Source organism: Candidatus Omnitrophota bacterium, from assembly GCA_028716165.1.
In the GTDB taxonomy this organism is placed as follows: Bacteria; Omnitrophota; Gorgyraeia; order JABMRG01; family JABMRG01; genus JAQUQI01.
Genome location: JAQUQI010000010.1, coordinates 43583 through 57601, shown reverse-complemented (window position 1 = coordinate 57601; position 14019 = coordinate 43583). Strand labels below are relative to the sequence as shown.

Sequence of the window (14019 nt, the reverse complement as noted above, 5' to 3'; positions counted from 1 at the left end):
AACCTACGGCGTATTCAAGCATAAGTTTAAGTTCCGGTATGTCTTTCGGAGCCATTAAAACAATATTAGGTATATGGCGCAAATAAGATATATCAAACACCCCGTGATGGGTAGCGCCATCTTCTCCCACAACGCCTGCCCTGTCTAAGCAAAACACGACATGCAGGCCCTGCAAGGCCACATCATGTATAATTTGGTCATACGCTCTTTGCAAAAATGTGGAATATACCGCCACAACAGGTATCAAACCTTTTTTGGCAAGGCCGGCGGCAAAACCTACGGCATGGCCTTCTGCCATTCCCACATTAAAAAACCTGTCCGGAAATATTTTTTCAAATTTGCTAAGCCCCGTCCCCTCTGTCATGGCCGCCGTAACAGCGGCTATCCTCTTGTCTTTGGACGCCAATTCAACTATTTTTTCGCCAAAACCCGTGGTAAAACTATCTCCGCTTTGGACAAGAGACGTACCATCCTCGGTATCAAACGGCACTATACCGTGATATTTCGCGGGCGCGTTTTCCGCGAATTTAAAACCCTTGCCTTTTTTAGTAACGACATGTATCATTCTGGGTTCCTTAAAGGACATGACATTATTCATTACTTCTGCCATGGCTTTTATATTATGTCCGTCCACAGGCCCGAAATATCTTATACCCATTTCTTCAAAGATGATACCTGGAACAAGCAGATTTTTCAGCCCTTCTTCAAGTTTTTGGGCCGCTTTCGCCAGCCTGAATCCCAACCTGGGCACGCGCCTGATAAGCCTTTCCATGTCGCTTCTAATCCTATTGTACATGGGATTGGTTATCACGCGGTTAAGATACCTGCTAAAGGCACCCACGCTTGGGGATATAGAGAACTCATTATCGTTCAAAATAATTACTATATCTTTCTTCAGCTGGCCGGCATGGTTAAGCCCTTCAAATGCCATACCGCCGCCTAATGACCCGTCTCCAATAACAGCTACTATCTTTTCTCCGGAAGATTTGATGTCGCGAGCGCAGCAAAGGCCTAAGGCTGTTGATATTGACGTGGAGCCATGGCCTACGGTAAACACATCATATTCGCTTTCATCCGCGTTGGGGAAACCGCTTATGCCGCCTTTTTGTCTTAAAGTATGAAAGCTATTCTTTCTTCCGGTAATAATTTTGTGCGCGTATGCCTGGTGGCCTACATCAAAAACAATCTTATCTTTGGGGGTATCCAGACAATAATGCAGGGCCAATATAAGATCAACGGCGCCAAGGCTTGGAGCAAGATGCCCGCCTGTTTTTGAAACAGTATCAACCATAAAACCCCTTATCTCGCCTGCAAGTTGTGCCAGCTCATTCCAGCTTAACCCTTTAAGATCTTGGGGAGATTGTATTGAATCAAGTATACCCATGATTTTTTACGTTTTTCTGTTAAGGATATAATCGGCTATGCGGCAAAGGCAGTCAGACCTCTTGCCAAAACATAATATTATATCTTTTGCTTTCCCGGTCAATTCCCGCGCGTACTCAAACGCGTCTCTTCTGCCGGCAGGTAAAGCGAATGCCTCATTATCAATAATGTCGTCCGTTATTTGGAATACAAGACCTAAGTATTCACCGAATTTGAATAATGCCTCAATGTCTTTCTTGCGTCCGCCGGCTGATACGCCCCCGATCTTGCACGAGGCCGCTATCAAGGCCCCTGTCTTATGCGTATTGATATATTCTAAATCCGCTGGGCCTTTTGCCTGCGGCGCGATATCGGCGGCCTGGCCCGCTACCATACCGTGTATCCCCGCGGCATAAGAAAGTATTTTTACCATCTCCATATTAATCGTGCAGTCAGCCGAGGCGCCCGCAAGCACATTAAACGACTCTGTTAATAAAGCGTCCCCGGCAAGGACTGCCGCGGCAATGCCAAATTTTTTATGCACAGTAAGGCGGCCTCTGCGAAAATCATCATCGTCCATGCACGGCAGGTCATCGTGCACCAGAGAATAGGCGTGCACCATTTCAATGGCGCAGGCGGGTTTAAGCGCGCGCGTATACCCTGATTTTGATATTACTTCGGCGCATGCCAGGCAAAGTATAGGACGTATCCTCTTGCCGCCTTTTAAGGCATACGCCATAGCATTGCATACCTGCCTGTTCCTGCCTCCGGGAACAGGCAAAAGCAAGGCCAGCTGTTTTTCAATTACCGTTTTTTTTCTGTCAAAATATTTTTTTATATCCATATCCCGCTTGTCCGACAAAAGCGAATTTTTAGAACAAAAGGCTTTCGCCTTTTGGCCGCTTTTTCCTGCCCGCGCTTTTTGGCCTGACGGCCGCGGACGCTTCATTCGGGAATTCACCGTCAAAATCTTTAGCGGATAATTCTCCCGACCCGTCCCTTACCAGCATCTCTACTTTCTTTTTTATCTCGTTAAGTTTTTTTTCACAAAAAGATGCCAGTTTCATTCCCTCTTCATATTTTTTTATGGCCTCATCAAGGTCAACCTGACCTGTTTCCAAATCACCCGCAATCTGTTCAAGCCTGTTAAGCGCTTCTTCAAACCTGCCCTCTGCCATTTTTATCTCCGTGTTTTTTTACCCAGGTTTCTTCGCGATTTAAGGTTTCTCCACCCTGCTGATAATTTCACCTGCCAAAAATCTGGTTCTGATAAGCGCGCCGGATGCCAAATCCGAAGCGTCTTTGATAATACTGCCGTTATGCGCACGCATGGTTATGCTAAACCCTCTACGCAATATCGCGTCAGGGCTTAATGCCTCAAGCCTGTTTTTTAAAGCCGTAAACGACTGGTGTTTTGAACGAGTAAAAAAAACCAGCGCCTGGATCATACGTTTAAGCGTTTCATCAAACCTCTGCTGATATTGTTCTGCCATAAAAAGCGGCTGTCTGAAGGCGTAACTTTTTTTGACACCATCCAGGCGGTCCTGCATTATTCGCACACGGGATATGGCCGCTCGTTTAAGCCTGTCTTTAAGTTTTTCTATATCAGAAATCATGTCCTCTTTTCTACCGATTACAAGCTCCGCGGCGGCCGACGGTGTTGGCGCGCGCAGGTCGGATACAAAATCGGATATCGTGTAATCAATCTCGTGGCCGACAGCTGATATAACCGGGATACTGGAATCATAAATGGCCCTGGCTACCAATTCTTCATTAAATGCCCACAGGTCTTCTATACTGCCTCCTCCCCTGGCCAATATGATAACGTCAACATTCTTCAGCCTGTTAAAATCCGACAAGGCCCGGACTATTTCATTTGCCGCGCCCTGGCCCTGGACTTTAACAGGTAAAATTATAATATGCGTGTTCTCGTACCGCCTGTTTATAATGTTAAGTATGTCCCTTATTGCCGCGCCTGTCGGGGATGTGATTACGCCTATGGCGCCGGCCAGTTTCGGGATAGGTTTTTTGGCGGATTCGTCAAACAGGCCTTCGTTATAAAGTTTTTTCTTAAGCTGTTCATAAGCCGCCTGCAAACTCCCTATGCCTTTGGGCTCTGCCTTGTCAATATAAAGCTGATACTGGCCTCGTTTTCCGTAAACACCTATCCTGCCCGAACATATCAAGCCTAAACCATTCTCTATGGTAAACTTTAACCTGGCAAGCTGATGTTTGAATATTACGCAGCCAAGAACACTATCCGCGTCCTTTAAACTCAAATAGCAGTGCCCCGAAGAATGCAGAACAAGATTTGATACCTCTCCTTCAACCCATATATTTTTAAAAGAGTTTTCAAGTATAAGGCTTATATCTCTGGTAAGTTCGGTAATAGAGTAAACCTTGTTTTCAGGGGCTAAACCAATATCAGTCATAATAAATACGCGTCTGGTTTTATTTGCAAATGCAGTGTGCGCAGGGGGCCTTTTATAAAATATCAGAAAATTTCTTAATTTACGCTTAAAAAACAAACCGCCTTATTGACAGGGCATGGCCTGTTTGCGGCTCTATCTCAACCACGGCGCCATGTATATGGACATCGTCTTCGGCCATTTCAAACTTAACGGGCATTTGCGTTATAAACCTTTCTAATACATGCTCTTTTTTCCTGCCGATAACGGAATCCATGGGGCCTGTCATGCCTATGTCCGTAATATAAGCCGTGTGTTTATACAGCAATCTTTCATCAGACGTTTGGATATGGGTATGTGTCCCGAACACGCATGAGACAGCACCGTCTAAAAACCAGCCTAAGGCGACTTTTTCGCTTGTCGCCTCGGCGTGGATATCAACAAATATGCTATTGGTTTCTTTTTTTAACGCGTCAACGCAGGCGCGCGCTTTCTTAAACGGGCAATCAACCGCCTGCATAAATACGCGGCCTATCAGGTTAATAACACCTATGCTTTCCCCGCTGCGGGCCTTGAATATGCCGCACCCGCACCCGGGAGCAGAATCGGGATAATTCGCCGGCCGTAAAAGCCTTTTCTCTCCGGCTATATATTCTGCCGTTTCCTTCTTTTTCCATATGTGGTCTCCGGACGTCAGGACATCTATACCGCAGTCAAAAAGCTCATTGGCAACACTTTCGGTAACGCCGCTGCCGCCGGCGGAATTTTCAGCATTGGCAATGGTAAAACCTATCACTTGCCTCTTCTGGATATTTTTTAATTCGCGCTTAAGAATATTTCTTCCCGGAGCGCCTGTTATGTCTCCAATCAACAATACATTCATACTCTATACCTGTTATCTGGCGTATTCCATGGCGCGTGTTTCCCGTATAATAGTCACTTTTATTTCACCGGGATAATCAAGGTTTTCTTCTATCTTTTTCGCCATGTCCTTGGCCATGCTTATTGCCTGCAAATCGTTTATCTTGTCAGGCTGAACGATCACGCGCACCTCTCTGCCTGCCTGTATGGCAAAGGATTTTTCAACGCCCTTGAAACCATCGGCTATACCTTCAAGTTTTTCAAGCCTTTTAACATATGTCTCAAGGGTTTCACGGCGCGCGCCCGGACGCGTCGCGCTTATGGCATCAGCGGCCTGCACCAAAACAGCCATAACGGAATTGGCCTCAATATCCTGGTGGTGGGCCTCAATCGCGTGGATAACCGCCTCTGTTTCGCCGTATTTACGGGCCAGATCGGCGCCTATCTTGGCATGGCCGCCTTCAACCTCATGGCTTACGGCCTTACCGATATCGTGCAAAAGCCCTATTCTCTTGGAAAGATTAAAATCAATGTTTAATTCGCCCGCCATTACACCCATAATATAAGCGACTTCTTTTGAATGCTGCAGGGCATTCTGGCCGTAACTTGTCCTGTATTTCAACCTGCCGAGCAGTTTGATCAATTCAGGATGCAGGCCGTGTATATTAACGTCAAAAGCGGCTTTTTCACCCTCTTCCCTTATATTGACGTCCATCTCTTTCTTAACTTTTTCAACAACCTCTTCTATTCTGCCCGGGTGTATCCTGCCGTCTTCAATAAGTTTTTCAAGTGTGCGCCTGGCGATCTCACGCCTTACTATGTCAAAGCTTGAAAGGGTAACGGCTTCAGGCGTATCATCAACAATAACATCCACGCCTGTTGCCACTTCAAGCGCCCGTATATTTCTACCTTCACGCCCTATTATCCTGCCTTTCATATCGTCATTCGGCAGGCTCACAACGCTTATCGTTGATTCAACGGTGTGGTCCGCGGCATAACGCTGTATGGAAAGACTTATTATTTCGCGCGCCTTTTTGTCAGCCGATTCCTTTACCTGCTCCTCCAAGCGTTTAAGCGTTATCGCCGCTTCCTGCTTGGCTTCATCCTGCATCCTTAAGACAAGCAATTTCTTCGCTTCTTCGGATGACATGCCGGCAACTCTTTGCAGTTTCTGTTTTTCTTCAGCCAATACCCTGTCAAGCTCGGCCTCTTTGTTCGTTATGGCTTCCTGTTTTTGTATAACAACCTGCTCTTTTTGGGTTATATCTTTTTCTTTCCTGTCAATCAGATCTGATTTCCTTTCAATGTTCTCTTCTCTTTGCGTAAGGCGCTTTTCCAGTTCTTTCAATTCCTGCCGCGCGTCTTTCGTCTCCTGGTCAAAATCAGACCTCAATTTAAGCTTAAGATCTTTTGCCTCAAGCTCTATCTCTTTTCTAAGAGTCTGCGCTTCTTTTTGCGCTTCTCCAATTATTTGTTTCGCTTTTTCGCCCGCAGATTTATTTTTCTTTGATGATATTAAATTGCTTATGAAAAAACCTATCACAAAAAACAATATGCCTGCTAAAAACACAGGAAAAGACAATATTACCTGTCCAGTACCATTAAGCATAAAACACCTCTATCCTTTCTATGTTTAAACCTGCCCTTTTTCGCAAATAAAGGCAGCCCGGGCGTATATTAACACGCCCCGAGAACATGGTCTTGGCATAATTAGACAAGTGCCATGCCGTCAATCGCCCCTGAAGGGGCCTTTTTTAATTATGCGGCAATAAGTTTGGTGACAGGTATGTCCCAGGGTAAAGCCTTGATCCTTCTTGTAAGCTGGAGTTTGAATGCCAGCCCTATGGTAGGTATCTTATTTGGCAGGCGTCTTAGGAATCTATCAAAATAACCTTGGCCGTGTCCTATGCGGTTGCCTTTGCTGTCAAAAGCAATGCCTGGAACTATCACTAAATCAATATCTTCAATGTTGACGGCCTTTATACATTCCTTTCTTGGTTCCATTACTCCGAAAGGGCCCTTAACAAGATCTCTTGCTGGGCATGTAATTTCTGAAGGGATCAATTGTTTCTCCTTGGTTTGTGTCACCGGAACTACTACCCGTTTGCCTCTTTTGAGCGCCTCTTCTATCATGCCGGTTGTATCAACTTCATACGATTTTGACACATAAAACATGATAAGTGAAGCATCCCTAAAGCACTTCTCTTTTAGAAGCCTCCTTTTTATCTTATCACTTTTAATAATACGATCTTGCCTTGTTTGTAAGCGCAATCTCGCTAAAATTTCTCTTCTAATCGTGTCTTTTTTGTGTTCCCGTAAATCATCTAATTTTACCACAAACCCCTCAACAGGTCAAGCTGTTTGGCCGCAGTTTAAAATATATTAAAACACTCTTTTTCAAGAGGCGTAAAACAGGTCATAACCCCGGCACAGGCCTTTCCTTAAGAGCTTTATAACCTGCCCCTGAATCAGCTGACGGCAAAAGCGCAACAGGCTCTGTAAGAAGGAATCTCCCTTTCATTATAGAGTCTTTTAATTCTTCCGCTATTGCTCTTGCCTTCGCATAGCTTGAAAGAGAGACTGTTGGAGTTTCTTTACCTCTAAACAAAATACTGCCCGATTTTAATTGCTTATAATTTACCTCTCCAAGGGAATTGGATATGGCATTGGGATAGTCATTGGAATAATCAACTATTTGCGCATATATATCTTCATCTTTTACAGCGGCGTATTTTAATACGTCCTCATTCAGCACAGGTATCGGTATGCCAATGCCTACAGCGAGGCTGACGCCATAACCTTCAAGCGATATCCCGCGCAGCCATTCGGGCTTCATCTGTTTCAAATCACCCATAACAGCCAATGTCCCTGCCGGGCATTGAGGCACGCCGTTAGCCTTTCTCTTCACGCAAGGATTGTGCTGTGTGCCATGCCATACCACATAGCCTTGTCCGCCTGCCAAAAATATCCTTGTTCCTATACCTATAGTCATGTAATAAGGGTCGTTTAAGAGCGGGGATAACTGGCCTGCCGAGCAATAATTCGCGTTTCCGGCCTCGGGTTTTAATATGCCCATATAAGTATATATTGTCTTTTCCTTACCCATATTAACCGCGACATTGTAGTTCTGATAGCAATTTCTCGGATTAAACAATACCGCTTCATTGAGGTCTTTTATATTGATAAAAGTATCAAGCTTTTTCCTCGGGTAACAATCCGTGCCATAGGTTATCGCTGAAAGCCTGACATCTCTGCCTGAAACAAGGTCTTCTATAACATGTCCGCCTCCATACTCAAACCTGCCGGGAAAAACCCTGTTCTTGGGGTCGTCTTCCGAGATGGCCGCGGCACCCATATAAAGATCGGAGGCCGCGAAACCGGCATAAGCGGGTATGTCGTTAAGCGTAGCCCTGCCGCCTCCTATCTTTATCTTGGGCTTTGTGTGCCCAATATTAAAATAAGCGCCGCTTGAGCACATGGGCCCAAAGGTACCCGTAGTTATCACGTCTACTTGCTGGGCGGCATTTCTTAGGCCCTCTTTTTCAACTATATCTATTATTTCTTCTGCGGTAGCAACAACAACTTTTCCCTGCTTAATTTTTTCATTTATCTGCGCGTATGTCTTTGGCATCTGTATCTCCTAAAAATCACGATCCGTCTAAAAAGAAAAAAATTAATCAAACAAATCCGTGCTTAAATACCTTTCCCCCGTATCAGGCAAAAGAACGACTATGCGCTTGCCGCGGGCGCGGGCGGTTTTAGCGATTTTCAAGCCTGCAAAAAACACGGCGCCGCCGGATACTCCTGTCAGAACACCTTCTTCGCGCGCGAGTCTTTTTGCGGCAACTTTTGCCTGGCGGTAACTCACCTCAATAATCTCATCTATCAAAGCTCTGTCAAGTATCTGTGGTATAAAACCGGCGCCGATACCCTGTATCTTGTGCGAGCCCGCGCGCTTACCTGACAGCACAGCCGAAGACTGTGGTTCTACGGCAATAATCTTTACATTGTCCAATCGTTTTTTAAGCGCCTGTCCGGCCCCTGTCAGAGTACCGCCTGTGCCTACGCCCGCGATAAAAAAATCAATCTTGCCGTCAGTGTCGCGTATCAGCTCCCGGGCCGTCGTTTCACGATGAGCCCGCGCGTTAGCAGGATTGGCAAATTGCTCCGGCATAAAAGCTCGCGGCGTTCTGCTTAATATCTGGCGCGCTTTTTTTAAAGCAGTCTGCATACCGTTTTTGCCAGGCGTAAGAATAATTTTAGCGCCAAAGGCCTTTAAAAGATTGCGTCTTTCAACGCTCATCGTATCTGGCATAACAAGAATCAGTTTATACCCATAAACAGCCGCTATAAAAGCAAGGGCTATCCCGGTATTGCCGCTGGTAGCCTCAATTATGGTAAAACCCGGCTTTAACAACCCTTTCTTTCTGGCATCCTCTATCATATACAGAGCGGCCCTGTCTTTAACGCTTGAAAGAGGATTGAAACTCTCAAGTTTCAAAAGAACTTCGGCGCCGCGTGTCCCTATCCTGTTTACCCTGATTAACGGCGTCCGGCCTATGGTCTTTGTAATGTCTGAGTATATGCGTGGCATGTCATGACCTGTTCAAAAACGCGCTAACATATAAAACTAATGTATCATATTCTTATTGCTTTATCAAGGAAAAGAACCCGCCCGGCAGAGTCCTAGCCCCGCGGGTAAGCTATCTTTTTCTTCAATTCGGAAAGATACTCTTTTATACGCTTCTCATAACCCATATCAGAAGGCTCATAATACCGCCTGGTTTGGGGTAAATAATCCTGCTTCACATAATGGCCTTCGTAATCATGGGCATATTTATAACCCATGCCGCGGCCAAGCTGTTTGGCCCCTTTATAACTGGCGTCTTTAAGGCTGTCTGGAACATCAAGGGTGCGTCCGCTTTTAATATCCGACAAAGCCTTTTCTATGCCAAGATATGAAGCGTTTGATTTCGGTGCGGTTGCGATATAAACCACCGCCTGGGCCAGCGGAATCCGGGCCTCCGGCATGCCGACAAATTCAGCAATATTTAGCGCGGTATTAGCAACAACAATGGCCTGGGGGTCAGCATTCCCCACATCTTCCGAGGCGCATATAACAATCCTTCTCGCTATAAAACGCGGGTCTTCCCCGGCATAAAGCATTTTCGCAAGCCAGTATAAAGCAGCGTCGGGATCGGAACCGCGCATGGATTTAATAAAAGCCGATATGGTATCGTAGTGGCCGTCCTCGTTCTTGTCATACATAACAGCTTTTTTCTGTATGGACTCTTCTGCCACCTGCAGGCTATAACGCACAATCCCGTCTTTTTCCGGCGGAGTTGTCAGAGCGCCTATCTCTAAAGCGTTTAGGGCCTTACGCGCGTCCCCATCGGATACTCTGGCAAGAAAATCAAGGGCATCGCTATCTATATTAATTTTCATTGACCCGAGCCCTCTTTCTTCATCTCGAACAGCATTACCCAAAATCGTCTTTATATCATCCTCCGTCAAAGGCCTAAGCTCAAATACAAGTGAACGCGATATAAGGGCGGGTATAATATAGAAAAATGGATTATGCGTCGTAGCGCCGATGAACATTATGTCGGCCTTTTCAATGCAGGGCATTAGCACGTCCTGCTGGGACTTGTTAAACCGGTGTATTTCATCCACAAAAAGTATCGTCCCCTTGCCGGATACCGAGCGCGTTTTCTTTGCCGTTTCAATTGCTTTACGTATCTGTGCAACATTTGAAGACACAGCGTTTATCTGGCAAAAACAGCTTTTGGTAGTATTGTTAATTACGTGGGCAAGGCAATTTTTGCCCACGCCGCTGGGGCCGTAAAAAATAAAGGAATGCGCTCTGTCTGATTCAATAGCGCGTCTTAGCAATTTTCCTTTGCCTGCGATATGCGATTGCCCAATAAATTCGTCTAAATTGCGCGGGCGCATGCGCAATGCCAGCGGGAATTCTTTCTCTACATCCATTTTGGGTCTATCAAATAAATCCATTGTTTTATGGCGGAGGGCAGTTTAACGGTTTTGTTCTCTGCGGCACTTGCTTGCTGCGCGGTTAGATACAATTAAAAAACCCCGCACGTGCCGGGCGAGTAACGCACTTTGAACCCTTATAGTAAAGTGGGTGCCCTCTCAAAGGTTTCCGTGGTTTCTCTCTGTTAAGAGAGCGTGCCTTCCGCCCCTGAAGTCAGGCTCCCGATATAAAGGTGTTGGCTCAAAGTATCGTCAACAAGCCACGCACACAGCAGGGATAGGATAAATATAGCACGATTTCCGGGCCAAATCAAGATCCTAACGCAAGATTGCTCCAAAAAACTCCTTGATGCCGGACCGTATTGACGCGTCTAACGCGTTGATCTCTTCTTCCGTCAATGTCTTTTCCCTGGATCTGAATATCACGCGCATAGCAATTCCCCTGCGGCCTTCTTCTATTTGCTTGCCGCGGTATTCATTTAACAATCTTATATTTTCAACGGTATGCCCGCCTATGTGTCTTATCAGGCCGGCTATCTGCTGGTATCCTATAGACATATCTACCGCGAATGAGATATCTCTATAAGTATACGGGAAACGCGGCAGAGGCTTATAAGAACGGTGTGTCCGGGCCAGGGCGCAAATTTGGTCAAAATTAATTTCACCGGCATATACAGCGCCCGTTATGCCAAAATTGCTCGCGATACCGTCTCTTAGCCTGCCAAAACAACCCAGCATAATACTGTCCGACAGAACTGCCATACAAGAATACTCATCAAATAATTGGGACATTGTGTTTTCAAAATTTGGCTCCCTTAACCCAAGCGAATCCATAAGGCACATTATAGCGCCTTTAAGCTGAAAAAAACCGTTTTCAACAACGCATTTTCCCTCCGCATGCGGATTCGCATATAACGCAATAGCCAGGCGGTTTTCTTCTAAGTATTTGTCCCGGTCTCTGGCATATGTTCGGGACAGCTCAAATAATCTTATATCATACAACTGCCTGCTTATATTATAGGCTACCGCCTTCAGAATCCCGGGGAGTAATGAAGGCCTCATTATTTCCTGTTCTTTATTTTGCGGATTCTTCACCACAGCACAATCGTCCTCATCCCATGGCATGCCTTCTATCATTTCCCTGCCAATCAGACTGTAAGATACAATCTCATTGAAGCCTCCAGAAACAAGCACGTTTTTGGCCGTATCACGTTTAACGGCAAAATCTTTCCCGCTATCATTAGGCTTTGCTATAATAATTGACGGTGCGGCGGCTGTGATACGCTCATACCCGTATATCCTGGCAACCTCTTCTATAAGATCTGCCTCCCGCGCCGTATCGTGACGGTACAAAGGCACAGAAACTTCTAAAACGCCGCTGCCGCGGGCCTTATATCCTAATCGTGTAAGTATTTGTTTTATCTGCGCGGGCTTTAGGGCTGTCCCAAGTATTTTGTTAAGATAAGCAACGCGCAGGATAACTTTTGCGGCAGAAAGGGTCTGCCTGCCCGACGATAAAAACGCGCCTATCTGGGCCTTGGCAATATCTCTTATAAGGCATGCCGCCCTGTCCGAAGCGTGAATAACACCATAACAGCCAATACCCCGCTCAAAACGATAACTTGAATCCGTTGATACCCCCAGAGAAAGGGACGAACGCCTTATCCTTACAGGATTAAAACAGGCGCTTTCCAAAAGCACATTTTTAGTTAACGGTGATATCGCGGAATTCGCGCCCCCGATAATGCCTGCTATAGCGCAGGCCTTATCCCCGTCGCTTATTACCATGACTCCGGGATTAAGCGTTCTCTGTATACCGTCTATCGTCACCAGCTTCTCATCAACACCGGCGGAACGGACAATAATCTCATTGCCCGATAGCTTGTCCATATCAAAAGCGTGCAGGGGTTGGCCTGTTTCAAAAAGCACAAAATTCGTTATATCAACCACATTATTAACGGAATGAAGCCCTATGGCGTTTAATCTGGCCACCAGCCATTGCGGCGAAGGCCCGATTTGCACATTCTTTAAAATACGGGCCGTATAAAAAGAGCAGTCGCTTTCATCGCGCCTGGTAATCTTAAAATCTTGCTTCTGGCCCACCGAACTTACTTTTGCATTCCGCGGCATTTTAAGCGGTTTACCTATAATAGCTGATAATTCACGGGCTATGCCTATATGCGAAAGGCAGTCGGGCCTATTTGGGGTCACTTCTATATCAAAAATAAAATCCCCGTTTTTTTGTTCTATAGAAGAAACCTCATGGCCTGCCATAGTCAGCCAGTGCGCAAGCGTCTTTGGGCGGACCTTAATACTAATATATCCTCTAAGCCATTTATATGATATTTTCATAGTTAAAATTGTCCTAAAAATCTTAAATCATTTTCATAAAAAAGCCTTATATCGTCAATACCGTGTTTTAGCATCGCTATTCTCTCAACGCCCATTCCAAAGGCAAAACCGCTGAATTTATCGGAATCTATACCGACTGCCTTGAACACGTTAGGGTCAACCATGCCGGACCCGAGTATTTCAAGCCAGCCGCTTTGCGAACATACCCTGCACCCTCTGCCCTGGCAAATAATACAAGATACGTCTACCTCGGCGCTTGGTTCTGTAAACGGAAAAAAATGCGGCCTGAATCTTACCTGGACCGCGCTTCCAAAACATTTACGGGCGAACTCAAACAAGATCCATTTAAGATTGGCGAAATTTATGTTGTCAGCCACCATCAACCCCTCAACCTGATGAAACATAAAAGAGTGGCTGGCGTCGGTGGCATCAGGCCTGAATACCTTACCGGGCACGGCTATTGAAAAAGGCGGTTTGTGTTCTAACATATACCGTATTTGCATAGGAGATGTGTGGCTTCTAAGCAGGCGCCTTGCCTGCGGATTTGACCCAAAATTTTCCGTGTCAAGATAAAACGTGTCAAAGGCCTCCCTTGACGGATGGTCAAGCGGTATGTTAAGAGCCTCAAAATTATTGAACTCGTTTTCTATCTCCGGGCCCTCAACTATACCGAACCCCATACAAGAAAAAATCCCGCATATATCGTCTATTGTTTTTGTTATAAGATGAGTTTTGCCGACAAGCGGGCAAATGCCCGGCATGGTTGCGTCAAACGTATCCTGCCGGGCCTGGCAAGAACCGCGCGAAAGAACATTCGCTTTATTTTTAAACTCCTCTTCCAATACGGACTTAAGCTTGTTTAATTTTTGGCCAAGCGCCGGCCTCTCCTGCGGACTGCAAGCGGCAAGCTCTTTATAAAGAACTGAAAAGGCCCCTTTTCTGCCTAAATATTTCGCGCGCGCCATCTCAAATTCTTGCTGTGTAGAAACCGCTTTTATATCAAGCAGTGCCAGCTTTTCCAATTCTCTTAAACGATTCTCCACGG

General features: G+C 45.8%; 11 protein-coding genes, 1 other RNA gene and 1 pseudogene. All 13 read right to left on the bottom strand.

All coding sequences use genetic code 11. The features are described from left to right. Nucleotides 1–1384 (bottom strand): 1-deoxy-D-xylulose-5-phosphate synthase (dxs, locus tag PHV77_05740; protein MDD5504790.1); only part of this gene is annotated, 1384 nt, incomplete at its 3' end. Nucleotides 1385–1390: 6 nt separating this feature from the next. Beyond that, nucleotides 1391–2206, bottom strand: a complete 816-nt coding sequence (locus tag PHV77_05735) for a polyprenyl synthetase family protein (protein MDD5504789.1) — start codon at nt 2204–2206, stop codon at nt 1391–1393. A gap of 154 nt (nt 2207–2360) precedes the next feature. Continuing rightward, a pseudogene (xseB, locus tag PHV77_05730) lies at nt 2361–2540 on the bottom strand (exodeoxyribonuclease VII small subunit). 39 nt (nt 2541–2579) lie between these two features. Next, nucleotides 2580–3794, bottom strand: a complete 1215-nt coding sequence (gene xseA, locus PHV77_05725; GenBank protein MDD5504788.1) for an exodeoxyribonuclease VII large subunit — start codon at nt 3792–3794, stop codon at nt 2580–2582. Between the two features lie 85 nt (nt 3795–3879). Then, entirely contained in the window at nt 3880–4653 is a 774-nt protein-coding gene (locus PHV77_05720) for a TIGR00282 family metallophosphoesterase (GenBank protein ID MDD5504787.1), read from the bottom strand. Nucleotides 4654–4665: 12 nt separating this feature from the next. Next, the gene (gene rny, locus PHV77_05715; GenBank protein MDD5504786.1) at nt 4666–6240 is read right to left on the bottom strand and encodes a ribonuclease Y; all 1575 of its coding nucleotides are present in this window, start codon (nt 6238–6240) and stop codon (nt 4666–4668) included. A 149-nt stretch (nt 6241–6389) separates the two neighbouring features. After that, nucleotides 6390–6968 carry a 5-formyltetrahydrofolate cyclo-ligase gene (locus PHV77_05710; protein MDD5504785.1) on the bottom strand — a complete coding sequence of 193 codons (579 nt, stop codon included), beginning with the start codon at nt 6966–6968 and terminating at the stop codon, nt 6390–6392. Between the two features lie 79 nt (nt 6969–7047). After that, the gene (locus PHV77_05705; protein MDD5504784.1) at nt 7048–8262 is read right to left on the bottom strand and encodes a homocysteine biosynthesis protein; all 1215 of its coding nucleotides are present in this window, start codon (nt 8260–8262) and stop codon (nt 7048–7050) included. Nucleotides 8263–8304: 42 nt separating this feature from the next. Then, the gene (cysK, locus tag PHV77_05700; GenBank protein ID MDD5504783.1) at nt 8305–9225 is read right to left on the bottom strand and encodes a cysteine synthase A; all 921 of its coding nucleotides are present in this window, start codon (nt 9223–9225) and stop codon (nt 8305–8307) included. Between the two features lie 92 nt (nt 9226–9317). Beyond that, nucleotides 9318–10643, bottom strand: coding sequence for a replication-associated recombination protein A (locus tag PHV77_05695; protein ID MDD5504782.1), 1326 nt, complete (start codon nt 10641–10643; stop codon nt 9318–9320). Nucleotides 10644–10717: 74 nt separating this feature from the next. Then, nucleotides 10718–10903, bottom strand: a non-coding RNA gene (ssrS, locus tag PHV77_05690) — 6S RNA. A gap of 37 nt (nt 10904–10940) precedes the next feature. After that, a complete protein-coding gene (pheT, locus tag PHV77_05685; protein ID MDD5504781.1) occupies nt 10941–12974 on the bottom strand; it encodes a phenylalanine--tRNA ligase subunit beta in 2034 nt (677 codons plus the stop codon). A 2-nt stretch (nt 12975–12976) separates the two neighbouring features. Next, nucleotides 12977–14017 (bottom strand): phenylalanine--tRNA ligase subunit alpha, encoded by a 1041-nt coding sequence (gene pheS / locus PHV77_05680; GenBank protein ID MDD5504780.1) that lies wholly within the window; start codon nt 14015–14017, stop codon nt 12977–12979. Between the last annotated feature and the right edge of the window lie 2 nt (nt 14018–14019).